This window comes from Streptomyces sp. NPDC048441 (assembly GCF_043200235.1).
In the GTDB taxonomy this organism is placed as follows: Bacteria; Actinomycetota; Actinomycetes; order Streptomycetales; family Streptomycetaceae; genus Streptomyces.
Map to the genome: position 1 here is coordinate 296,182 of NZ_JBICXM010000008.1, position 21,818 is coordinate 317,999.

22 protein-coding genes, 1 tRNA gene and 1 pseudogene are annotated in these 21,818 nt (G+C 67.5%); 8 read left to right on the forward strand and 16 right to left on the reverse strand.

Going from position 1 to position 21,818, the window contains the following annotated elements:
• Positions 1–60: 60 nt before the first annotated feature.
• Both ACGFSB_RS21975 and ACGFSB_RS21980 read left to right on the forward strand, forming a co-directional pair.
• A complete protein-coding gene (locus tag ACGFSB_RS21975) occupies positions 61–2,379 on the forward strand; it encodes an FdhF/YdeP family oxidoreductase (protein ID WP_393401743.1) in 2,319 nt (772 codons plus the stop codon).
• 203 nt (positions 2,380–2,582) lie between these two features.
• Positions 2,583–2,777 (forward strand): hypothetical protein, encoded by a 195-nt coding sequence (locus ACGFSB_RS21980; protein ID WP_393401746.1) that lies wholly within the window; start codon positions 2,583–2,585, stop codon positions 2,775–2,777.
• A 77-nt stretch (positions 2,778–2,854) separates the two neighbouring features.
• On the opposite strand, the gene ACGFSB_RS21985 is transcribed toward ACGFSB_RS21980, so the two are convergent.
• From ACGFSB_RS21985 to ACGFSB_RS22000, 4 genes are all read right to left on the reverse strand, one after another.
• Positions 2,855–3,823, reverse strand: coding sequence for a Dyp-type peroxidase (locus ACGFSB_RS21985; protein WP_393401748.1), 969 nt, complete (start codon positions 3,821–3,823; stop codon positions 2,855–2,857).
• Positions 3,824–4,075: 252 nt separating this feature from the next.
• On the reverse strand, positions 4,076–5,158 hold the full coding sequence (locus tag ACGFSB_RS21990) for an integrase core domain-containing protein (protein WP_393401751.1): 1,083 nt from the start codon (positions 5,156–5,158) through the stop codon (positions 4,076–4,078).
• A gap of 471 nt (positions 5,159–5,629) precedes the next feature.
• Positions 5,630–6,124 carry a hypothetical protein gene (locus ACGFSB_RS21995; RefSeq protein WP_393401753.1) on the reverse strand — a complete coding sequence of 165 codons (495 nt, stop codon included), beginning with the start codon at positions 6,122–6,124 and terminating at the stop codon, positions 5,630–5,632.
• 127 nt (positions 6,125–6,251) lie between these two features.
• On the reverse strand, positions 6,252–6,551 hold the full coding sequence (locus tag ACGFSB_RS22000; RefSeq protein ID WP_393402023.1) for a hypothetical protein: 300 nt from the start codon (positions 6,549–6,551) through the stop codon (positions 6,252–6,254).
• 512 nt (positions 6,552–7,063) lie between these two features.
• Here ACGFSB_RS22000 and ACGFSB_RS22005 point away from each other — a divergent pair.
• Together ACGFSB_RS22005 and ACGFSB_RS22010 are read left to right on the forward strand one after the other, a co-directional pair.
• Complete coding sequence (locus ACGFSB_RS22005; protein ID WP_393401756.1) at positions 7,064–7,627, forward strand: hypothetical protein; 564 nt, start codon at positions 7,064–7,066, stop codon at positions 7,625–7,627.
• Entirely contained in the window at positions 7,624–8,064 is a 441-nt protein-coding gene (locus ACGFSB_RS22010; protein WP_393401759.1) for a hypothetical protein, read from the forward strand. Before ACGFSB_RS22005 ends, ACGFSB_RS22010 begins: the two co-directional genes overlap by 4 nt.
• A gap of 185 nt (positions 8,065–8,249) precedes the next feature.
• On the opposite strand, the gene ACGFSB_RS22015 is transcribed toward ACGFSB_RS22010, so the two are convergent.
• From ACGFSB_RS22015 to ACGFSB_RS22025, 3 genes and pseudogenes are all read right to left on the reverse strand, one after another.
• A complete protein-coding gene (locus ACGFSB_RS22015) occupies positions 8,250–8,996 on the reverse strand; it encodes an SDR family oxidoreductase (RefSeq protein ID WP_393401762.1) in 747 nt (248 codons plus the stop codon).
• Positions 8,993–9,985 carry an alpha/beta hydrolase family protein gene (locus tag ACGFSB_RS22020; RefSeq protein ID WP_393401764.1) on the reverse strand — a complete coding sequence of 331 codons (993 nt, stop codon included), beginning with the start codon at positions 9,983–9,985 and terminating at the stop codon, positions 8,993–8,995. The genes ACGFSB_RS22015 and ACGFSB_RS22020 overlap by 4 nt, the downstream gene beginning before the upstream one ends.
• Positions 9,982–10,902, reverse strand: a pseudogene (locus ACGFSB_RS22025) (zinc-binding dehydrogenase). The gene ACGFSB_RS22020 and the pseudogene ACGFSB_RS22025 overlap by 4 nt, the downstream one beginning before the upstream one ends.
• A gap of 89 nt (positions 10,903–10,991) precedes the next feature.
• Between ACGFSB_RS22025 and ACGFSB_RS22030 the strand changes: the two are divergent.
• Positions 10,992–11,936: a LysR family transcriptional regulator gene (locus ACGFSB_RS22030; protein WP_393401767.1), complete on the forward strand. Its 945-nt coding sequence runs from the start codon at positions 10,992–10,994 to the stop codon at positions 11,934–11,936.
• A 234-nt stretch (positions 11,937–12,170) separates the two neighbouring features.
• On the opposite strand, the gene ACGFSB_RS22035 is transcribed toward ACGFSB_RS22030, so the two are convergent.
• Genes ACGFSB_RS22035 through ACGFSB_RS22050 form a run of 4 tightly spaced genes read right to left on the reverse strand, consistent with a single transcriptional unit; the run spans position 12,171 to position 13,196 of the window.
• The gene (locus tag ACGFSB_RS22035; RefSeq protein ID WP_393401770.1) at positions 12,171–12,461 is read right to left on the reverse strand and encodes a hypothetical protein; all 291 of its coding nucleotides are present in this window, start codon (positions 12,459–12,461) and stop codon (positions 12,171–12,173) included.
• A 26-nt stretch (positions 12,462–12,487) separates the two neighbouring features.
• Positions 12,488–12,625 carry a hypothetical protein gene (locus ACGFSB_RS22040; RefSeq protein ID WP_393401772.1) on the reverse strand — a complete coding sequence of 46 codons (138 nt, stop codon included), beginning with the start codon at positions 12,623–12,625 and terminating at the stop codon, positions 12,488–12,490.
• Positions 12,622–12,816: a hypothetical protein gene (locus ACGFSB_RS22045; protein WP_393401775.1), complete on the reverse strand. Its 195-nt coding sequence runs from the start codon at positions 12,814–12,816 to the stop codon at positions 12,622–12,624. Before ACGFSB_RS22045 ends, ACGFSB_RS22040 begins: the two co-directional genes overlap by 4 nt.
• Positions 12,813–13,196, reverse strand: a complete 384-nt coding sequence (locus ACGFSB_RS22050) for a hypothetical protein (RefSeq protein WP_393401778.1) — start codon at positions 13,194–13,196, stop codon at positions 12,813–12,815. The genes ACGFSB_RS22045 and ACGFSB_RS22050 overlap by 4 nt, the downstream gene beginning before the upstream one ends.
• 232 nt (positions 13,197–13,428) lie before the next feature.
• Between ACGFSB_RS22050 and ACGFSB_RS22055 the strand changes: the two genes are divergently transcribed.
• Both ACGFSB_RS22055 and ACGFSB_RS22060 read left to right on the forward strand, forming a co-directional pair.
• On the forward strand, positions 13,429–14,793 hold the full coding sequence (locus ACGFSB_RS22055) for a DNA-binding protein (protein ID WP_393401781.1): 1,365 nt from the start codon (positions 13,429–13,431) through the stop codon (positions 14,791–14,793).
• Positions 14,794–14,963: 170 nt separating this feature from the next.
• Positions 14,964–15,374, forward strand: coding sequence for a VOC family protein (locus ACGFSB_RS22060; protein WP_393401783.1), 411 nt, complete (start codon positions 14,964–14,966; stop codon positions 15,372–15,374).
• Here the strand turns inward: ACGFSB_RS22060 and ACGFSB_RS22065 are convergent.
• The 5 genes from ACGFSB_RS22065 to ACGFSB_RS22085 form a co-directional block, all read right to left on the reverse strand.
• On the reverse strand, positions 15,371–16,495 hold the full coding sequence (locus ACGFSB_RS22065; RefSeq protein ID WP_393401786.1) for an IS630 family transposase: 1,125 nt from the start codon (positions 16,493–16,495) through the stop codon (positions 15,371–15,373). The two genes, ACGFSB_RS22060 and ACGFSB_RS22065, sit on opposite strands and share 4 nt — an antisense overlap.
• 55 nt (positions 16,496–16,550) lie before the next feature.
• The gene (locus ACGFSB_RS22070; protein WP_393401788.1) at positions 16,551–17,579 is read right to left on the reverse strand and encodes an NAD-dependent epimerase/dehydratase family protein; all 1,029 of its coding nucleotides are present in this window, start codon (positions 17,577–17,579) and stop codon (positions 16,551–16,553) included.
• Between the two features lie 235 nt (positions 17,580–17,814).
• The gene (locus ACGFSB_RS22075; RefSeq protein ID WP_393401790.1) at positions 17,815–18,747 is read right to left on the reverse strand and encodes a hypothetical protein; all 933 of its coding nucleotides are present in this window, start codon (positions 18,745–18,747) and stop codon (positions 17,815–17,817) included.
• 36 nt (positions 18,748–18,783) lie between these two features.
• The gene (locus ACGFSB_RS22080; RefSeq protein WP_393401792.1) at positions 18,784–19,362 is read right to left on the reverse strand and encodes a hypothetical protein; all 579 of its coding nucleotides are present in this window, start codon (positions 19,360–19,362) and stop codon (positions 18,784–18,786) included.
• Between the two features lie 1,662 nt (positions 19,363–21,024).
• Positions 21,025–21,098, reverse strand: a tRNA-Pro gene (locus ACGFSB_RS22085).
• Positions 21,099–21,206: 108 nt separating this feature from the next.
• Here ACGFSB_RS22085 and ACGFSB_RS22090 point away from each other — a divergent pair.
• Complete coding sequence (locus tag ACGFSB_RS22090; RefSeq protein WP_393401795.1) at positions 21,207–21,785, forward strand: DUF309 domain-containing protein; 579 nt, start codon at positions 21,207–21,209, stop codon at positions 21,783–21,785.
• Positions 21,786–21,818: the final 33 nt, after the last annotated feature.

The following is a 21,818-nucleotide window of genomic DNA, read 5'->3' on the forward strand; positions in this document are numbered from 1 at the left end:
CACTCGGTCCAGGAAAGTAAACAGTCGACTCACACCCAAGTGGGTGGAAGGTGGAGTGTCTTGAACGCCTCCGACAATCAGCAGGAGCAGGACGGAGTTGAGCCCAACGTGGGCCCGATCCCCGAGGCCGCCCCGGAGTTCCACCCGTATCACCACCCGGCGGCCGGATGGGGTGCCGCCAAGAGCGTGACCCGGTTCTTGCTGCGTGAGCGTGAGCTGGTGGACGGGCCCCGGGCGATCATGAAGATGAACCACGAGAAGTCGGGCTTCGACTGTCCGGGATGCGCGTGGCCGGACGACACCAAGGGCCTCAAACTCGACATCTGCGAGAACGGGATCAAGCACGTCACCTGGGAGATGACCCGCAAGCGCGTCGACCGGACGTTCTTCGCCGAGCACTCGGTGAGCGAGCTGTCCAAGTGGAGCGACTTCGCGCTGGAGGACCAGGGCCGGCTGACCGAGCCGATGCGGTACGACCCCGAGTCGGACCACTACGTACCCATCAGCTGGAAGGACGCCTTCGCGACGGTCGGCCGCGCGCTGCGCGAGCTGGACGACCCGAACCAGGCCGCGTTCTACACCTCGGGCCGGCTCGGCAACGAGGCCACCTTCCTCTACCAGTTGATGGCCCGTGAGCTGGGCACCAACAACCTGCCCGACTGCTCCAACATGTGCCACGAAGCCAGCGGCCGCGCCCTGCAAGCCTCACTGGGCACCGGCAAGGGCACCGTCGACCTCAAGGACTGGGACGCCACCGACGCCCTGTTCATCATGGGCGTCAACGTGGCCTCCAACGCACCCCGGATGCTCACCGCGCTCGCCGAGGCCTACCACCGCGGCGCCCAGATCGTGCACATCAACCCCCTGGTCGAGGCAGCCGCCACCCGCACCATCATCCCCCATGACATCGCGGACATGGCCCTGTTCAGGGCGACTCGCACCAGCACCCTGAACTTGCAGGTGCGCATCGGCGGCGACATGGCCCTCATGCGCGGCATCTCCAAGGCAGTCCTGGAGCAGTCCGGGACCGACCCCAAGGCGCTGGACCCGGAGTTCATCGACCGCCACACCTCGGGCTTCGAGGAGTACCGGGACCTGTGCGAGGCGACGCCCTGGGAGGAGATCGAGCTGCAGTCCGGCCTGAGCCGCGACGACATCCTCAAGGCGGCACACGTCTACCGCGACGCCGACCGCAGCATCGTGAGCTGGTGCCTGGGCGTCACCCAGCACGAGCACGGTGTCGACACCGTACGAGAGATCGTCAACCTCCTTCTGCTGCGCGGCAATCTGGGCCGGGAAGGAGCGGGCCCCTCCCCCGTCCGCGGACACAGCAACGTCCAGGGCAACCGCACCTGCGGCATCGACCACCGCCCGTCCCCGGAATTCCTGGACCGCCTCGCCGAGGTCTGCAAGATCGACCCGCCCCGCGCGCACGGCCTGGACACCATCGGCACCATCCAGGCGATGAACCGCGGCGATGTGAAGGTGTTCGTCGGCATGGGCGGCAACTTCGCCCTCGCCGCACCGGACACCCCGTACACCTACGAGGCCCTGCGCACCTGCGACCTCACCGTCCAGGTCAGCACCAAGCTGAACCGCAGCCACCTCGTCCACGGACGCCAGGCGCTCATCCTGCCCTGCCTCGGCCGCACCGAGAAGGACCATCAGCGCGCGGGCGTCCAGAGCACGTCCGTCGAGGACTCCATGAGCATGGTGCACCTGTCGGTCGGCATGAAGCGCCCCGCTTCCTCGCAGCTGCTGTCCGAGCCCGCGATCGTCGCCGGGATGGCCCGCGCCGCCCTGCCCGACAGCGCCACCCCCTGGCAGTGGTACGTCGAGGACTACGACCGCATCCGCGACACCATGGCCCAGGCCCTCGACGGCTTCGAGGACTTCAACCGCCGGGTACGCCTGCCCCTCGGCTTCCGCATCAAGCAGCCCGCCCGCGAACTGGTCTTCGATACTCCCTCTAGCCGCGCCGAATTCTCCTCGGCCCCGCTGCCCGACGTCGTCCCTGCGCCCGGCACCCTGGCGCTCGGCACGATGCGATCCCACGACCAGTGGAACACCACCATCTACTCCGACAACGACCGCTACCGGGGCATCAAGAACCTGCGCACCCTCGTCTTCATGAACGCGGCCGACATGCGCGAACGCGGGATCGACGAGTTCGACCCGGTCGACATCACCAGCACCGCCAAGGACGGCAGCACGCGCCATCTCAACGGCTACCTCGCCATCCCCTACGACATCCCCCGCGGCTGCGCGGCCGGCTACATGCCCGAGATGAACGTCCTGTGCGCGCTCGTCGACTACAGCACCCAGAGCGACCAACCCATCATGAAGCACGTCAAAGTCACTATCACGCGAGCCACTTGAAAAGTTTGGCCGCTCGCCACAACCTGAGTGAAATGAGAAGAGCGAGCAATGGCAGAGTCAGAACACCTTGCTGAACAGTTCCACGCAGCGATGCTGGCCGGCGACGCGGACACTCTCAGGGCCATCCTGGCACTCGATGTGACGTCCACCGGCCCGTTGGCCATGGCTGCCGGAGTCGAGGACTGCGCAGCCAGGTGGCAGCAATGGCACACATGACGACCAGCGACGACGTCAAGGTACAACTGGCTGACGAGTGCAACGTTCTCATCTGGTCTGTCATGCGTACCGCCACCGCGTCGCCCCTGGAGACAGCGACCTGGCTGCAGATCAGAGACGGACGGATTGCGGAGATCCGGACCTTGTTCGACCCACGTGAGGCGGAGCGCAACCGCCGCTGATCAGCGTGGCCAGGGTGGTCGCTACGCCACTGCCCCGGCCCTCGCCGTGATCATCTGGTCCCGGTCCGCCGCGCGACTCACCCCAACTGGGCGAGGAAGTAACGGGAAGGCGCGAAGAACGCGACTCCGGTGACAGGCTTGGAGAAGTCGAGAATCCGGTCGTGCAGCGGCGGAGGGTCGCCGATGAACATGCGCTCCATCATCTTCGTGACGACCCAGAGATATCGTGAATAGCCGATGAAGTAGGTGCCGTACTGACCCTTTCCGGGGACCGCGAACGGCATGTTGTCGCGGAGAATATCGTGCTCGCCCGCGACGTCCTCAATGGTGCACAGGGTTTTGTGCGACTTCTGGCCTTCCGTCGCGTCGGGCAGCTCGGAGTTTTCGGCCTTGGTCCGGCCGATGATCTCCTCCTGGGTCTCTGTCGTCTGCGCCTGCCAGGCAGTTAGATCGTGCAGGTACTTCTGGATGACGACGTAGCTTCCGCCGGCGTAGTCGGGGTCCTCGCTCCCGACGATGGTGGAGGCCGGCAGGTCGAGTCCGTCGGGGTTGGCCGTACCGTCGACGAAATCGAGCAGGTCGCGGCCGTCGAAGTAACGGAAGCCGGCGACATCGTCCACACAGGTCACTGAGGATCCGAAGGCCCGCAGCAGGAGCTTTTCGAACTCGATGACGAGGTCCGTCGACTGCGCCCGGATGTGATAGAGCAGATCCCCCGGCGTGGCAACGGCGGTGTGTTTGGCGCCCCTGATCTCCTGGAACGGCTCCAGCCCCTGGGGGAGCGGCCTGCCTGTGAGCGGCTTCCACGCGTGGTGCGAGATGCCGACATTGCAGGTGAAGAGTTCACCGTTGCCCCGGATCCGGACGTCCTTGATCAGGTCGTCCGTGCTCGCGAGCACGGAGCGGACGGTGGACACCGCTTGCTCGCCGTCGTTGACCGTCAGCACCAGGAATCCGGCTGCCAGGCTCATCGGCGCGTCGATGGACTGGGGCTCAGTCTCGACGGCCCGATTGTCGACAGGTCCCTGTGGTGCGGGTGCAGTCATGTCCCCTCCCGGAGTGGGCAGCGGGCACGCGCCTGGCGTGCGGTCTGTGATGCAGAGATTCGCCACCAGCTTCGGCCACCGTGCGGCACCCCGCCACCGGTAGCCCATGCGCGCCGCAACCCGCCCGCCGTCGCCGCGGCATGTGGCGGCCCTGCCGAGCTGCGGCGGGCGATGCCGCCAAGCCCAGCCGACTTGGTCGGTCCAACAGTCCCCCGGCCAACCTTGTACCGCTCGAAAAGTCGCCGCTCCAGGTCATGCGGGGTATCTGTACTCGTTGATGAGTCCGCCAAGGAGGCGGGTGCGCAGCAGTCTGCGGTTGCTGAGGTCATGGACCGCGGCAGGGTGTTCGTGGGCGTCGGGTGGTAACTGGTTGCGGGCCTGGTGGGGTCGGTGCTCGTTGTGGTGGCCTTGGCAGGCCTCGAGAACCTGACGTGCGTGGGCTTCCCCGAGGACGAGAACGTGGTCGAGGAGCTCGCGCCGGAGGCTGCCGATGATCCGTTCGCAGTGGGCGTTCATCCGGGGTGCACGCGGCGCGGTCTTGATCACGTCAAGTTCCTCGGCCTCGAAGACAGCGTCGAACGCCTCGCCGTACTTACCATCGCGGTCACGCAGCAGGAAACGTAAGGATTCCATGCGCACGCCGAGTTCGGCGGCGAGATTCCGCGCCTTTTGCACGGTCCAGTCTCGCGTCGGATGGGTCGTGACGCCGGTGATGTGCAGGCGCCTGGTGCCGTGCTCGAGGAACGTCGGCGCGTACAGCCGCTTGCCGAGCACGGTATCGATGTGGAAGAAGTCTGCCGCGATGAAGCCTTCGGCCTGGGCGGTGAGGAACTCGCGCCAGGTCGGACCGGACCGACGTGGCGCCGGGTCAACGCCCGCTGCGTGGAGAATTTCCCAGACCGTCGAGGCAGCGATCCGGTGCCCGAGTCGAGCGAGCTCGCCGTGGATCCGTCTGTGTCCCCACCCCGGATTCTCCCGGGCCAGTCGCAGCACGAGGTTCTTAATTGCCGCCCGGGTGGGCGACCGTCCGGTGCGTCGGCACGCGGTGTAGTTCCACTGTGCCGCGATGACTCGGCGGTGCCAGCCGAGCAATGTGCCGGGGCTGACCGGGAAGATCTCGCGCCAGCGCCGACGTGGTATCAGCCCGGACAGGGCGGCGAACCAGAATCGATCGGCTGGTTCGTAGCGGACCGGGCCGGCCAGCTGTCGGCGCAGTACAACATTCTCGTGCCGCAGTACGAGAAGCTCCGCGTCTTTCGCCGCATCGCCGCGAAGCAGCACTGACGGGAGCGACAGCAACTTCCGGGCCACCTTGTACAGCAGGGACACGATCATCCGCACATGCTCCCAGCAGACGGACCGTCACTGCGCCCACCAGGGGCGACGACTTTTCGAGCGGCACAAGGTGACAGCGGTGCGTCCTTGCACCGGCCGGGAAGCGAAGACCGCGACGGCATCCAGCTCGGCCGGATCCGCCGCCAGGTCCCAACGCAGCTTGGTGGCCACCCACTCCGATGCGTACCGGCAGTGCGCCGAAGACAGCGGCGGCATCCACTGGGACGGGTGCTGATCAGCCTTGGACCTGTGGGACGGACCGTGACAGCCACCAACGACGCCGGGGCACCCAGATCGTTGGCATACGCCTGGGACGGCGTCACGTTTGATTGGTGTTGGTGCGCGAACGGCAACTGTCCAATCCAGCAGCTCTGATCGACCCCGCGCCCAGCTCAGGAGTCGAGGCTCCTGCGAACGCCCTCGACGAGGCGCTGCCGCCTCCCGCTTTAAGACCACCACCCACGTCGGCCCTCAGGCTCGGACGGCGGCGAACTCCCTGCCGGAGACGGCACCTCGATCGCTGATCATCATGCGGGCCTCGCGGGCGGCGAGCGTGACGCCGTTCGACGATTCAAACCCGGCCACCCGGTGGGCGCCCTGATAGCGACTGATCGATGCCCGCATCATGACACCCGTGCTGAGCGCGAGGAGAACGACGACAGCGAGCGACCCCAGCGTCAAGAACCCGGTATCGATGCCGGCCCAGGTCGACACGACCCCGGCCACGAGCCCTGCGAGAGCCACGTAGCCCAGGTAGAGGAGGACCCTGGACCTTCGCTCACCAGAGGCACTGGCACGCTGCAGCCCCTCCTCCATGGCATCGAGCTGCTCGATCTTCGGCGTCTGCGCCGTTGCAAACTGCTGGAACAGCTGTTCGTGCTCCCTGCTGCCCCGGGACCGCTGCTTGATCACCGTCCCATCTGCAGCAATATGCCACTGGATCGTCCAGGTCTTCTTCTGTTCCACGCTTCACACCGCGTTGTCAGCAAGCGACGGCCTTCACCTCGCCACGTCGACGAGGATGCTACTTCTTCCTGGCACGCTCCGAGCCGCTCTCCGATCAGAGCCTCTGGCCGCCCACACCAAGCCGTTCCTACTCCCCCTCGATGATCCGGCGGGCGAGCTCGGTGTCGGACACGTCCACCGCGTCCGACGTCGCCTCGGCCCCGCACCGCGCCGGCACCCGGCGCGCCGAGAGTGGGCCACGTTCCTCCAAGCCCAGGCGAGCGGGCTGCTCGCCACTGATTTCTTCCACGTGGACACCGTCGCGCTGCAGCGGCTGTACGTCCTCTTCGTCATGGAGGTACGCACCCGTGCCGTACACGTCCTGGGCGTCACCGCCCACCCCACTGCCGCCTGGGCCACCCACCAAGCCAGCCAGCTGCTCGAGCACCGCGCGTTGGTGACGCCGACCTCGTCAGGGAGCAATTCGACCACTCGCAGACCGCCGCACGCAGAAGCTCCACCGGCCGGAACCGATGAGGCCTCTCCTGTCACGCGGCTCTCACGAGGCTCCCTGTCACGGACTCGTCACTGCTCTCACAGGGCTGTCACAGACTGGGCAGCCCCCTGGACGGAAGGCTCTCACCTGCGCATATGAGACTGGACTGGATCAGGTTGGACGCCCCTGGACGGCTTAGCCAGCATGTGCCATGTCGTACCGCAGGGACACGCCCAGCATCGGTGCCCGCCAGTCGGATACCGTCTTGCAAGATCCGGACCAGGAGCGGACCAACTCCGCTCCTCGCCAGGCGATTCTGTTCGTTTACGCAGGTCAGAAGCACACGCGGCTGTGTACCACCAGCAGACGAAGAACCTGCTGGCTTCTTCTGTACATCCCACGAGATCACCAAGGCGGAGAGAACGCTCCGGGCCGCTTCCAACGAGCCTGGGCCCCCTCCCTCGTTGAGCGACCTCGCCTTCGCTGGCCGACTCCCTCGTAGTGCAGTTCCTGGCCGACGGCTGGAGCTGCTGGTCGAGCAGAGCGAGGAGGACTGGCGGCTTCTCGGAGAAGGAGAGCACGTCAGTGGCCCGTCCGCGTCGGAGTACAAGAGCCGCGTCACCCGTGCTCGTCAGTTCGTGGGCCGGGCCATCAGTCGGGCCCGCAACATCGAGAGGTTCTTGGCGCAGGCGGACCCCAGCATCCACCACGGGGAAGGGATGACGTGTGTATGGCGAGCCGAGACCGCCGCCTGCCGCAACACCAGACTCGCCCAAGGGCTGCCCGCCAACGATGCCCCCGACGAGGCCGATTGCCAGTCGTCCTGCCAGAACCTCGCCTACACCGACCGCGACATCGCCCAACTCCGTGAGCGGCTGGGCGTGCTGGAAACGGGCGCTGCTGACCTGCTGGCTCCCCGCCCCCTACGTGATCGCGCCGCCGCCCAGGCCGCCCAAGTGCGGAAGGTCCTGGACCGCCACGACGCTGTCGCCCCCGCCACTGAGTCCGCCAAGGAGGGCACCTCATGAGCCGTCAGCCCCGTGACCACGACGCCGAACGCACGGCCGTCCGTGCCGCCGCAGACCGCCTGCTCGCGGGCACCCCCTTGCGGTCCACCAGCGGCAAGCTCACCGGCACCGAGCTGATCACCGAGTCCGGTCTGCGACGCGACGTCGTCTACGGCGACCACAAAGAGTTGGTCGAGGAGTTCCAGGCCCGCGTCAAAGCCCAGCACACGGTCCCCACCGCCGCCGAGAAGATCGCCGAGCAGAATCGGGCCCTCAAGGGGGAGAACGCCGCCCTCAAAGCCGACCTGGCCGCCGAGCGAAAGAGGAACAAAACCCTGACCAGGGTCGCCGTCGAACTGTCTCTGGAGTTGGAGCAGGCGAAGGAGGAACTCACCCAGAATGCGGATGTGGTGCGACTGTCTGGCAGCCGCACCAACTCCCCATCCTGGCAGCGCTGATCAGCCCGCAGGCTCTGGCTCTTTGGTGCACCGACGAGAGTCACTGACCTGGGTCCACGCAGGCGCTGATGGAGATCGTTTCCCGTTCTGTCCGGCCGTTTCCCCGCGTCCGAGGCAGAGGCTTGAGGGTGGTCGGCAGCGCAGTCCTGACAGAGGTTGACTGGCTGCGGGTGTGCGACCGCTCGTCAGGCGGGTGCGGCACCGATCAGGCCGCCGTCGATGACGAGGTCTTGGCCGTTGACGTAGGACGCGTCGGACGAGGCGAGGAATGCCACGGCCGATGCGATCTCCTCCGAGCGTCCGAAGCGGCCTGAGACGATCCCGTCGGTCAGCGCCTTCGCCTCCGCTGTGCTCAGTGCGGCGGAGGGGTACATCGGGGTGTCGATGTACCCGGGGCTGATGGAGTTGACGCGGATGCTGCGCGGGGCGAGTGCGGCGGCGAGGGTCCGGGCCAGGTTGTGCGCGGCGGCCTTGGTCGCCGAGTACAGGGTCAGGACGCTGTTGCCCCGGTGGAGGGTCCAGGAGGCGTTGATGACGATGGAACTGCCGTCCGCCAGGAGCGGCAGTGCCTTTTGGACGGTGAAGAACAGCCCCTTGAAGTTGACGTCGACGCCGTGGTCGAAGTCCTGCTCGGTGATGTTCTCGAACGGCAGGAACGTGCCGGTACCCGCGTTTGCGAAGAGGCAGTCGAGACGGCCGTGACGGTCGCGGACCGTCTCCATCAGCGCGTCCACCGCGCCGAGGTCGGTGGTGTCGGCGACGACTCCCGAGGCGCCCGGGCCGAGCTCCTTGACGGCGGCGTCCACCCGTGCGCGGGTGCGGCCGGTGACGACGACGTGGGCGCCTTCGGTGATGAGGTGGTGTGCAGTCGCCAGGCCCATGCCGCTGGTTCCGCCGGTGATGAGGACGGTCTTGTCAGTGAAGCGGTTCATGCCTGTGCTCCCGTCAGGGTGTGCGTGATGTGGTCGGTGAGGTGGGGCAGCCAGTCGGGACGTGCGTTGCCCAGGAGGTGATCGCCGTGGGGGACGGACAGGTAGGTGCCGTGCGGTGCCAGACGGGCCAGCGGCTCGGCGTTCGTCACGCCGGGGATGACGTCCTGGCCTCCGTCCACGACCAGCATGGGGGCCGCGATGCGCGGTGCCAGGGCGGCGAGGTCAACGTGGTCGACGAAGTCGCGGGCGGCGTCGGCTCCTCCGGCGCGCTGGGCCATGATGTCCCGTACGGGCAGGGGCAGTTCCTCCCAGTCGAGGCGGAAGGGGCCGCTGACGGTGGCGACCGCCGCCACACGCGGCTCCAGCGCCGCGGTCCGGGCCGCGAAAAAGCCGCCCAGGCTGAGGCCGACGAGCCCGATGCGTGCAATATCGAGGGCGTCGATGACCTGGCCCACGACCTGCTCGTAGTCCGGCCTGAAGGCCGTCGTGGCCGCGAGCATCCCCTGCCCTGGGCCGTCCATCGCGAACACCGCAAGCCCCCTGGCCAGCAGCGCGGACACCAGATCGAGGAACTCCTCCTTGGCCGAGTCCAGGCCGGGGACGACGACCACGGTGCCGGGGGCGTCGGCGGGGCCCCTCAGCCATCCGGTGAATCCCTCGCCGCTCACCTGCCGTGCATCGGGTTCCAGCGCAGTGAGTGCTCGGCTCAGGGCATGATCCGCCTCGACGGTGGCGCGATGTGCCTCCGCGTACGGCGCGAGCGTGGCGACGTGGAACCACCGGGCCGCCATCAACAGGTGCTCGCCCGCCGAGACGGAGGATGCTGCCTTCTCCGCGCGCTGGAGGTAGGCGTGTCCGGTGTTCAGAAAGGCTGGCCCCCAGTCGGCGACAGAGGTGAGGCGGTCGGTGACGCGCCGGTACTCGTGGGGGTCGAGGCCCGCGCCGGTGGCGCGGGTCCACTGGGCGGCGGCGAACTCGGTGATGCTCATAGTGTTCCTCTCGTCAGCAGGACGGCCTTGCCGCGTATGTGGCGCTCTCGCAGGTCGACCAATGTGTCGGCGGTCTCTGCCCAGTCCGCGATCCGGCCGATCTCCGGATGCAGCCGCTCCCGTTCCACGAGGCGCACGAGCGCCGCGAGATCGGAGCCGTATGGGGCGCCGGCGTAGTGGAAGTGCTGGATCGCGACGCGCTCGGGCCCGCCGAGGAGCTGGAAGAAGTCGAGGGTCACCGGGGCGCGGCTCGCCTGGCCGAACCAGACGAGCGTTCCACCCGGGCGAACCTTCGAGAGGGCGAGTGGAAGATCCGTCCCGCCCGTGGACTCCAGCACCACGTCGAATGGTCCCTGCGCCGCCGCGACCTCGTGCACCACCTGTGCACCCAGCTCCGCGAGCCGCTCACCGCGCGCCGCCGTGGCCGTCACCGCGGTCAGCTCGGCTCCGGCCCCGACGGCCAGCTCGGTGACGTAGTGGCCGACCCCGCCCGAGGCTCCGGTCAGCAGCACCCGTCGGCCGGCGACGGAACCGGCCGAACGCAGCAGCCGCAGGGCGGTGATCCCGGCCAGCGGCAGGGCCGCCGCCCGTACGCTGTCGATGCTGTCCGGGAGCACCGCGAGGGAGTGCGTGGGCACGGCCACCTACTCGGCCCAGCCGCTGTGCGCCGGATGCCCGACCACACGGGCGCCGATACCAGGACCCGAGCCGTCCGCTGCGGCCTGCACGACGAGCCCCGCGATGTCCTTGCCGGGCAGAAACCCCGGCCGGGGGTTTTCGAGGAGGAACGTCTCGCCCCGGTTCGGTGCGAACGCCTCGACCTTGACCAGTGCCTCACCGGGCTCCGGGACGGGCTGGGGAACCTCGGTGAAAGCGACCGGACGCGCCGCATCCCCCGTGGGAATCATTCTTTGCATGCCAAGAATGCAACCCCCGCGGCCACCCCATGATCCAACAACGAACAAGCAAAACCGACAACTATCGGTTGTCGCCTATGGTGGAAGCCATGGATCTCGACATGGCGCAGGTACGTGCCTTCGTGCGCGCCGCCGAGGAACTGCACTTCGGCCGGGCGGCAGGGACGCTCGCCATCTCCCAGCAGGGGCTGTCCAAGCGGATCGCGCGGCTGGAATGCCTACTCGGCACCGAACTGTTCCAGCGCGACGGCAACGGGGTGCGCCTCACCGAGGCCGGACAGCGTTTCCTCCCACCGGCCCGGCAGACCGTGGCCGCCGCCGACGCCGCGGTCGCAGCGGCGGTCGGGAAGGACCGTCCGCTGCGCATAGACGTCTGGGGGCACCTCTACGCACCGATGCGGACACTGGCCCAGGTGGCGGGACAGACTGGGGAGCTAGTGCTGGGGCACGGGCGCGATCTACCGTCGGTGACGGACGCACTGCTGCACGGCGACATCGACGCGGCCTTCGGCCGCGTCCACCCACCGCTGCACACCGGACTGGTCCACCGCCTCGTCCGCCTCGAACCGGTGGACGCCGTACTCAGCGCGGACCACCCGCTCGCAGCCGAACCGGCACTACGACCTGACCAGCTACGTGGCAGCACGCTGTGGGCACCCGGTGCGCTGGACCGGCTCGACTTCCTCCACCAGTTCGCCGACCGATTCGACATCCAGGACCGGGCCCCGAGCGTCAACCTGGGCCTTACCCACTTCCTCGCCGAGCTGGCACAAGACTCACACCGCTTCTCGCTGCTGCCCGCCGACGTACCACTGCCGGAGGTCCCCGGGCTGTGCTCCGTCCCCCTGGTCAACCCCACACCGCTGTACGCCTGGTCACTGCTGTGGCGCAGCGGCAACAGGCACCCGGGACTGAACAGCCTCACCGCCGCCTGCGCCGCGCAAGCAGGGCAGAGCCGATGGCTGGAGTACGACCCGGCGCGCGACTGGCTGACCGAACCGCCCGCGAACGCACCTCGGAGCAAGCAGCATTGAGCAGGACTGCCCCTAGCGTGCCGTCCCCCACCATGTGCAAACCGGGCTCGATCCGGGCAGGGCTGTCACGACCGGGGACATCGGCGCCGAGCTGGTCGGGCGGGCCCGTGGGGAAACGGGTTCATTGTGATCAAGATGAGCCCGTTTCGCCGGTGCTACCGAACGCCTTTCGTCGGTGTCCCTCTTCGATACTCCGGAGCAACCCGACAACCTTCATTCCGACAGCCCATTTGCCTAATGAACGCAGTTGAAGTTGCAGCCCTTGTTGATCTCCCAGGTGGCGCGGGAGTAGCCCAGTACGGTGCGGGGGCGGACGAGGACGGCCGGGTTAATGGGCTGCCCGTCCAAGTCCATGCCCCACACACTGCGGGCCGTCTCAACGAGCCAGCCCGGAACCCTCGCGCCATCGTGGGCGGCGCGGGCGAGCTCGTCGTAGCGGGCGGTGGGAAGTTGAAGGCCCCGCTTGGTACCGGGCCGGGCGATCAGGTGAGTCTTCTGCTGCGGGCTCGCAACCAGTTGATGCACGATGGCTGCCCTTCGCTGGAGGTCGATTAGGGGTTGGTGAGGACGGTGGCCAGCAGCGTGCTGAACGCCACCACGACCAGCGCGACGAGCACGGTCGTGATGACCGTCTCGACGACCTGAGAGCGGACGGGGCGATGGGTCCGCCAGCGCTCTACGCCCCTCACCGCCGTGCCCTGTCGTTCTGTTCCGCTTCGTTGGTGGGGAGGCGAGGCCAGTGCCGGCGGGTGTAGGCGTGGAAGTGGTCGCCTCGGTGGCCGGCTGGCTCGGTGCAGTGCAGCACCGTGTCATCGTCGTGGCGAATGTCCCAGCACAGTGAGGCGAGCGCGGCCATCCCAAGGCCCGAACTGATACTCACGGCCGACCGCTCCTCCCTTGCGATTCGACGTGGGGCAGGAGGAGCCGACAAGCGCCGGCAAGGAGATGCAAGCGCGCGGCAGGACTCGTGTGGACGCCGTGCGTGACATCGAGGTAGACGTGGCGGGCGTGCTCGACAGTCGCACGCAGCACGTCACGGGCGGCGGCGGCGCCGAGGGCGGTGAGGCGGTGCTGTGCCGGCCGGATCAGCGCTTTGAGATGCATGGTCAATTCGGCGGCGATGGCGTCGGCGACCTCGCCCATGGGCTGGGCCTGGGCGAGCGCCTGGCCCCGCTCAATGGCGTTCGCTATGGCGACGAGATCCGGTCGACCGTGTGCGGCGGGGCTCAGGTGCTGGGCGCTGGCGCTGATCGTGGTCACGGGTCCGCCCTGATGTGGTCGGGTATCTGGCGTGGTCCAGAATCACGCCCCGAGCTGGACGTATCCATGCCGCGGAGGTGCCTTCTGCGGCACCATCGGGTGACAGCCGTGACCGTGGGGGACATGGGCCGGACATCTGCCCGCCTTCTTGCCCGCATCTGCTTATGGCGCTTACAGCGGCTGGTACTTGGTAGAGGACCTGCCGCGCGAATGCCAGATGAGGGAGTAAGTGATGGACGTCCCGGAGACGCTGCTGCGGCTACTGGCCAAACAACGCGGCATCGAGGCGTTCGGCGCCTTCCGCCCCGAGTTCGAGCGCGCGGCACGTGCGTTGAGCGAGCAGGACAACGACCCCGACGTGCGCGGAGCGACGGTCGGTGAGCGCCAGTACAACCGGTGGCTCACCGGCCAGGTCAAGAAGCAGCCCCACCCAGTGGCTTGCCGGGTGATGCGGGCCATGTTCGACCGGCCCGCATCCGAGCTCTTAGCGCCTCCACCCCCGATTCCGCCCCCGCAGCGAGCCCCCACGGCGGCCTGGCCGACTGTCCTGTCACAGCCGCACATCACGGAAGAAGAACTGCTGATGACAGCCAACGACGCCGCCTCCCACGCGGGTGACGCCGCCTCCCAATTCCTTGCGCCTGAAGCCATCGAGCTCCTGCGCCGGTCGATCACCTCCCTGGCACGCGACTACCACCGCACACCGGTCCAGCACGTGTTCACCGAGGCCCGTAAGGTCCGCACGCAGGTCGAGCGCCGGATGCCGCTGACCCACCGCCCCGACCAGTCCTCCTCCTTGTATCTGCTCGCAGGGCAGTCCTGCGCCCTGATGGCATCGGCCGCCTTTGACCTGGGCAGCCGCCAGGCCGCCGAGACCCTCACCTTCGCCGCCCTCGCCTACGCCCGCCCCATCGACCACCACCCGCTCATGGCCTGGGCGAGCGGCAACCTTTCGCTCCTGGCCTACTGGGACGACCGGCCGGGGCAAGCCGTCGACTACGTACAGGCAGCGCAATCTCTCGCGCGTTCGAGCACCGCACAGGCCCGTCTGCATGCAATCTCCGCCCGCGCACACGCTCATCTCGGCGACCATGCCGAATCGGCACGGCAGTTGGCAGCCGTCGATGCCACCGACCAAAGCGTGCGCGATGACCTGCACGACGACATCGGCGGCGAGTTCGGCTTCACACCCGAGCGCGCCGCAATGTCCGCTGGTACGTCCTGGCAAGTCCTTGGCGAAAGTGCGCAGGCAGTGGCGGCATCACAACGCGCACTTGAACTCGTACGAGGCCGCCCGCAAGCACTGCGATCGGCGAAGGTAGAGGCAGAAGCCGCCGCCGACCTGGCAAGCGGGCTCCTCGCAGCCGGCGAACTGGAGGCCGCCGCTCACGCCATAAAGCCTGTGTTCACACTGCCTGCCGAGCAACGCGTGGACGGCCTGATGAGCCGCCTCGCGCAAGTACGCGTACGGCTCGCAGCACCTGATATGCGGAGGGCCGGACAGGCGATCTCGCTGGCCGAGCGCCTGGAGGAATTCACGCTTGTCTCAGCGCGCACCCTTGCTGGAGCCCCCGGCGCTAGCGAACTCGACAGCTAAGCGGCTCCGCCGAAGTCCGCTGCTGATCCGCACCTGCGGTACGAACTCGGCCGCCCCAGGCGAACGGGGTCTGAGGGCGAAGCCCCCAGGAACTCTTTGTTCCCGCACCTCAGCGGAGCTGCTTATGGCCTGTCACAAAGTCGGGTGTGAGCCTGTGGCAAGATCGCAGGATGCTGCGACTCACCGATTTCATTATCGACTGCCCGGACACGATGAAGCTGGCGGCTTTCTACTCCGAGGTGACGGGCCGTCCGATCAAGGAAGGCAGCTCCGAGGACTGGGCTGGCATCCAGTTCGGTGAGATCGAGCTGGCATTCATCCGGGTGGGCGACTACCGCGCTCCGCAGTGGCCCGACAGCGAGCACCCCAAGCAGTTCCACCTCGACTTCGAAGTGGACGAGATCGAGTCCGAGCAGCGCCGCGTCCTCGACCTCGGCGCGACGCTGAGGCAGGACTTCATCGGCCCCAACGGCTACGGCTGGCAGATCTACACCGACCCGATCGGCCACCCCTTCTGCCTGTGCCGCAACAAGGGCGTGATCTGGACCGACCAGGGCCCGATCTGGCCCAAGCGCGACTAAGTGGCTTGGATGAGGTTCGTTGCTGACTGTCGGATCCGGTCGTGTTGACGGTTCATGGCCTGGTCGACGGTCTTGCCGATGGCGTCGGTGCTGGTCTGGGCGCGTTGCGGGCAATCCTGGTACTTCGCCTGGCGCCAGACCAACTCGATGTCGTTCAACTCCGGGCTGCGCGGTGGCAGGTAGAACAGTTCCACCCCGATCTTGGTCAGCTGCCCGCGGCGACCCTTGAACGCCTTGGCCGTGTGCGCTGAGGCGTTGTCCAGCACCACGGTGCACGGCCGCGAGCGTGCCCAGACGGGCAGCTGTCCATCGAGGCCGTCGGCGGCCAGCTCCAGGGCTGCGGCCCCACCGGGCAGGCCGGCCAGGTCCGCGCAGACGAACTCCAGCAGCATCCCGGCGTCGATCTTCCCGCAGGTGGGCTGCCAGAGAAGGTCCGGCATGGTGCCCACGATCTGGGCGCCGAGCACGTTGACCCGGCGGTTCTTGGTGTCCTCGCGGGGTACCAGCGCCCGCTGCCCGACGCGCGAGTAGGTGTACCCGGTGGGCATGGTCGGGGCGAAGCCGGACTCGTCCAGGAAGATCAGGTCGCGCTCGCCCGCGTGCGCCTCCATCCGTAAGTCCTCCAACCGGGCCCGGGCCGCTTGCTGGAGGACGGGGTCGGCCTGGTGCCGCACCGTGTCGCGGGTGCGTTTCCAGCGGAAGCCGTCACGGCGCAGCAGCTTCCATAGCCAGTCAGCGGAGATCTCTACTCCGCGCTGTTCGCGCAGCCAGTCGCGCAGTGCCGGGACGGTCCAGGTGGTCCCTCCCGCGGCGGAGACGTCCAGCAGCCGTGCCAGCGCGGCGCGGTTGTCGTCGCCGAGCACCCTGGCCGGACGCCCCGGGCGTGGGGCATCCGGCAGTGCCTTGACCCCGCCGTCGTGGAGGCGGTGGGCCGCCGCGCGGACCGTAACCACGTTGCACTCCAGCAGGTCGGCGACCTCGGGGGCGGTCTTGCCGCGGTCGAGCAGGCGGATGCACTCCGCCCGCTGCCGGGTGTAGCGGGTCAGATCCCGCCGAGCCAGCAGTCCACGCAACTCGCGACGCTGATCGACAGCCAACTCGACGCGGAGGATGTTCGACATAGCGTCCCTCCCACAGGACGCCTACCCAACCAGCAGCCAACCTCCCCCGAGCCGCTTAGGGCCGTTCCCGCCGTGTGGCCCACGCGGCGAGTACGGCCTGTTCCTTGGCAGGGTCGATGCCGTGCAGGGCCGCACGGTCGTTGTAGACAGCCTTGTTGCCCGCCTGCATCCACGACCACGTATCCGCCACCGTCTGCTCCAACGGCCGGCACAGCAGACCGGCCTCACGGGCCCGGCCGGCATCGACCTGCCAGGTACCGGAATGCGTACGCCACAAGGGTAGTTCGGTCCACTGCCGGACCTCATGCTCCACGAGGAACGAACTGTTGACCCACGTCAGCTCTGCACGCGCCGGCTCAGTGGCGCTCAGGCAGTCGGCCAGGAAGCCGCCCATCGTGGCGGCATCCTGCGGGGCGGCGATGTTAAACACCTCGCCGCCCGTGGCGGTTTCAGCCCGGCGGCATGCGAACACCGCCAAGTCCCGTACATCCACCGGCTGAAGGGCCTGGTCCGGACAGCCGGGGGCCAGGATTTGGCCCCCGCGAGCTGTACGGGCCAGCCACCAGGGCAAACGGCCTACGTATTCACCAGGGCCCAGGATCACGCCGGGTCGCAGGATGGTCAGCCGCTTGTCGAGATGGGTACGGGCTGCCTGTTCGCAGGCAGCTTTGTCCCGCCCGTAGGAGACGTTCACATCAGGGGGCATGCCGTGGGCCGGCGCCGCCTCTGTGAGGGTGGGCAACTCTTCGCGCAGCGGGTGAAGCGGCCAGTCGGCATAGACCGAAACGGTCGACACGTACACGTAGCGGCCCACCACCGGAGCCAGCGCGGCCGTCGCCGACTCCACAGCCTCGGCGTTCATCCCCGACGTGTCCACCACCGCATCCCACGCACCGAGCTCGACCAAACGGGCAAGATCGCTATCGTTCATGCGGTCCCCCACCACCCCGCGGACCCCGTCGGGGTTGGATCCGGTCTTGCCTCGATTGAACACGGACACCTGCCAACCGTGATCACGAGCCTGCTCAGCGACCTGCAGGCCCAGGAAATGAGAACCGCCTAATACCAGCATCGACATCGACATGACGGAGATGCTCCCCCAACCTTCTCGCCCGCGCTGCGCGTGATCGCATCGGAGCACCCACTCTCCTGCCTCAGCCGGGACACTATGGTGCGCAACCCGAAGTTCCTCCCGCAAGGCAGTGGCTCATCCAGCCTTGTCGCACTTGGGCAGGAAGGCCTGCTCCGGCGCTCGCTGTAGTCCCACCGCAACTGGGCCCGGCTGGCAGGGCAGTGGGCCCCGCAGCCAGATCTGTTGATCAGGCATCGGCAGCGTCACCGGCCTGCCACGTCCCGGCCTGGACCGTGGAACTCCATGGTCCATCGCGCAACTCGCCGCCGTAGCGCGGCCGTGGTTGCAAAATCGCAGCGATCTTCCCCTTGTAGTGGATGAAGTCGAGGAGGCTCAAACCAAACCAGTAGCAGGCAAGGAGACCGGCCTCGGCCCACTCCTGCGCCGAGTACGACGCTGGCTGATCCTTGGTCGGGTGAGTAGCGACGTTGCGCATCTTGACCACGGTTCCCAGCCCATCGAATTGCGCCCCGTTGGCGGCAAGCCGCTGCTGAACCGCGGCGAGATGGGCAAAGTGGCCAGGCACTGGGGTGGTGATGCCAATGCCAGACAAGAGCTGCCTGATCTCCCACTCGGTGGGGCCCTGACGGGGCTTGAGGTCATCCCACTCCTTGGAGGTATAGGGGCCGGCCGTCACGAAGCGGTAGTGGGACAGCAGCTGCATGCCCGAAACAGCCATGTTTGCCTGCAGCTCCACGTCGACGTCTCCCAGACCGGCGACGTAGTAGCCGATCGCCTGAGACAGCGCCTCGCGGGCCGTGGCGTCCTGGGTGACGTCGAGCGTCTTACCGACGATCTCAGACAACTGGGTTGAGTCGACCGTGTCGTCCAACCAGTGGCTCGAGGTGCTGCGGTATCGATCGACGCGCTGGCCCCGCCACAGCGTCCAGACAGGCTTACCGCCAAAGGACCCGACCGGCAGGACACAGCCCGTACGGCGTCCGAGCGCCAGTCCCAGCCCAAGCCGGATACGGTCGAGCGCATCCAAGGCCTCCATCGAGCTGAAAGACGAGCCATCGATGCGGGTCAGACGGGCTGTGTGCGTGAACAGATGCCCCCCTCCCCTTTGCAGTTGCTTGAAAACGGCACGGGGAGCGCTGCGGGTTCTGTCGAATTCCACTCTCCATCCGTCGCCCTCAGCCGTCGTCCTCCCGTGTCAGGTGTGGCCAAGATCGCGAGAGTCACAGATACCGGTGCCTCGGACGGTCGGCCAGAGGTTGGGCACTACACAGGTGATCTCATCTAGCTGACTCCCGTCACCAAGTTCCTGGTCGACTGCTTGTTCGGTTGCGACATCAGCGTCCGGGCGAGCGGTGTGCTCCGCCGGGGGCGGAATGGTCCCATCCTCAAGGTCGATCAGGACGCCGGGGAGGGTCCCCCACATGCCAGCGGACTGCTCAGAGGCCATGAAAGCTGCGACGTCCCCACTCGCGGCCGGGCGTGTGCCTTCCGCTTCGATCCGCGGTCGCGGTGACCAACGGTAGGTGACCTGGGCGTCGTAGACGGCGTTCGACTCGTGGGTGAACTCCAGCCTGCCGGCGAAGAGGGGTACGTCCTCGTTCAGGGGGCGTGGTGCGTAGAAGTGCTCGATGGCGTCGGGAAACCGATGCACCAGCTCATGGCGCTCCCCGTTCTCGTTTGCCGGCAACAGCCGTGACACCACGCGCGTGCCGTCCCTCTCATACGAGACCGACACTCCATCAGATCGCGACTTCTGCGGCTGGTTCTGATTCAAGGCTTCCACTCCTCACTGCCAGCCTTCGGCAGGCTGATCTCGACAGGGTGTAGCTCTTCTCCTGAGAGTTCCCTCGGCATAGATCGTTGCTGCTCACAGTGGTTTGCCGGGTCAGCGCTTCGGCTGGTCGCCCCAGCCGCATCCCTCAGTCAGCGGCTTGGGAAGACGCTGGGGGGCGGCACTCCTGCCGTTCTACACGCGGACTGCGGCTCGTTCTCTACGGCGAGTTCCCTGATGGTGACCTCAGGCCTCCGATGGCCGCGCCCGCCCGGTGTGACGGTGAAGGTGAAGCACCCCGTCATAAATGTCTCGCTGGTGAGGAAGACTCCCGGTCCGACGCCCAGTAGCTCTGCCGTCACTATGACATCAGGACCGTGCCGCTCGATCCTGACCAGTCCCTGAGCTGGCTTTCCTGAGGGAAAGCCCGAGCGATCTCGCTGTCGTCCAGCACACCGTCGGCCGCCGCCCCAACGAGCTTTTCCCGCCGAGTCTCAGCACCATTGCGTATATCAGTGCGGGCCTCTCCCTCGGCGCGGTCATCCGCTGTGGCCGCCCAGATCCACAGTCCGATGACGCACACAAGAAGCAGCACGAGAACAGCTAGACAACCGTTGAACAGACACCCCCGGCCGTTCCACTTCGCACCCCGTCGCGTCTCCCCATGACCCGAGCATGCCTGTGCCCAGACCAGCTAAGGGGAACGAGTCCAAGCTGTAACTCACTCCGCCCTGTACATCACACGAGATCACCAAGGCGGAGAGGATACTCCGGGCCGCTTCCAACGAGCCTGGTCCTGTACCGCTCAAGAAGCCGTCGCCGCAGGTGAGCGGCGTAATAGGCGAGCGCCGCACCGGCGACATGCTGCGGTCTCAGGCCGGTGGCCTCACCGATCGGCTAGGGACGCCTCCCTCACCTGACGAAACCCACGAAAGCTCCCGCCGGAGCTTCCCGCAACAGCAGGGGCGGCGCCTTGACATCGAACACACCGTCCAAAGACAAGCAGTGCTCCTCGCACCCGCACCGTCGGCGCTCTACAACAGAGCGGGGATCCAGCTCCGCCACCGAACATTCAGGGTTGCATTCCCCCCGTGCGCAGCTCACGCGAATCCAGGCCAGGCGCACGCAATGAGGTCTTCAGCAGGCGCAACATCACACGTGACCGCCAGATCCACCGTCACGAAGCAGCCCGGAAGCGCGCCTACCACCAGAGTCTCCGTACAGCGCCCTACAGACGCCAACGTCCACTCGCGCCCCGGCAAGGGGACCCACAGGAGCAGTCGCCCCCAGCCCCTCCCCGCCTACGACCTGCACAGCATCTCGCTACAGCGTTCAACCTCTGGATGCCGTGCGCACCAAGACACGGAGCCCGCCCAGACAAGGGGTCGGCAAAAGCCGTCAAGGGGTCGAGTGGGAGCGCAGCCCCTTGACCAATATTCGGACAAGGGGGCGAAGGGTGAAACCCCTTGACACCCGCGCCGCGTCACGCAGCGCAGATTCTCCGTGGGAGCGACCGGATCGGGTGACCCGCCGTCGACCACCGGTTGACGTCGCTCCCAAACTCCCGCTCCCAGGGAGCACAGGGAGCGGCTCCCCGCTCCCAAAATCGCTCCCAAACACGAAGTAGGGGCCATCCGAAGATGGCCCCTACCTGCGACGTTTCCGTCGGGACGACAGGATTTGAACCTGCGACCCCTTGACCCCCAGTCAAGTGCGCTACCAAGCTGCGCCACGTCCCGGTGCGCGTGTCCCGCGGTGTTCTGCGTGATCGCGCAGACAGAACTTTACCCCACGTCCGGGGGTGGTCCTCGCCCCCCGTTGGACGTTTGGCGAGGGACAATCTCCGTATGAGCACCGCACCTCGCCCCGATGACCGTGGCCGTGACCGTGATGCCGAGGGACGGGCCCGCAACGCGCGGCCGCGTGATGGGCTCGGGCGGCCCTTGCCGTACGGCGCTGAAGGGGTGGAGCGGCAGCCCGAGGGAGTCACGCGCAAGCCCGAGGAGACGGTCGCTCAGGCGCAGGCCCTGCTCGACGCGGGGCGGCCCTTCCATGCTCACGAGGTCTTCGAGGACGCGTGGAAGTCGGGCCCCGATGACGAGCGCGACCTGTGGAAGGGGCTCGCACAGATGGCTGTTGGGCTCACCCACGCGGCCCGGGGCAACCTCACGGGCGGGGCGCGGCTGCTGCTCCGCGGTGCGGGCGCGGTCAGCTCGGGGAAGTGGGGGGAGCGGCCCTACGGGATCGATGTGGATGGACTTGTGGTGTGGGCGCGGGAGTTGGCGGAGTTCCTGGATGAGGATGAGAGGGGTGGCGGGGATGAGAGGGGTGGTGAGAATGGCTCGGATGACGGAAGGGAGGGGGGCGGGGCGCCAGTGGACGCCGCCGCGCGTGCGCCTCGGTTGCGCGGAACCGGCAGCGCGTGACGCCCTCGCCATCAGCCGACAGTGGTAGCCCCA